Annotated in this window: 1 pseudogene; it reads right to left on the bottom strand. The window is 58.8% G+C overall.

The features are described from left to right. Positions 1-284 (bottom strand): annotated as a pseudogene (locus D6C13_RS25765) (hypothetical protein); the annotation flags it as partial.

Below are 284 nucleotides of genomic sequence, written 5' to 3'. Positions count from 1 at the left end.
CGTTGCGGCGTGGCCTGCGGAACAGGCTGTGGCGTCAGTTGTGTAATACGAACTGGCGTGGACTGAAGACGTTGCGGCGTGGCCTGCGGAACAGGCTGTGGCGTCAGTTGTGTATTACGAACTGGTGTAGCCTGAAGCCGTTGCGGCGTTGCCTGCGGAACAGCCTGAGGTGTCAGTTGTGTATTACGAACTGGTGTGGACTGAAGTCGTTGCGGCGTGGCCTGCGGAACAGGCTGTGGCGTCAGTTGTGTATTACGAACCGGTGTGGACTGAAGACGTTGCGG

This window comes from Rahnella woolbedingensis (assembly GCF_003602095.1).
Taxonomy (GTDB): Bacteria; Pseudomonadota; Gammaproteobacteria; order Enterobacterales; family Enterobacteriaceae; genus Rahnella; species Rahnella woolbedingensis.
Note: the sequence above shows the minus strand (reverse complement) of the source record. Positions and strands in the feature narration are given on the sequence as shown.